General features: G+C 38.0%; 1 protein-coding gene. It reads left to right on the forward strand.

The window, feature by feature from the left end:
* On the forward strand, positions 1–255 hold a 255-nt coding region (locus tag CXF74_RS00030), incomplete at both ends, for an IS66 family transposase zinc-finger binding domain-containing protein (protein WP_198552731.1).

Consider the following 255-nt stretch of genomic DNA (forward strand, 5'->3'; position numbering starts at 1 on the left):
GATACTTGCTCTCATTGCTCAGCATCATTAGATGCAACGCTTGTGTTAGCGACAGAGCGCCGACAAGTGTTTGATTTACCAAAAGTAGCCCTTCATGTTACTGAGTATCAAGTCGAAGTTAAGCGATGTACTTATTGCGATAAAAAAAGTAAGAGCGAATTCCCTAAAAATGTCACCAATAACACACAATACGGTACCAATATTCAAGCAATACTAACTTACTTCAGTCAATATCAATTGTTGCCATATAAACGC

Source organism: Psychromonas sp. Urea-02u-13, from assembly GCF_002835995.1.
Classification (GTDB): domain Bacteria; phylum Pseudomonadota; class Gammaproteobacteria; order Enterobacterales; family Psychromonadaceae; genus Psychromonas.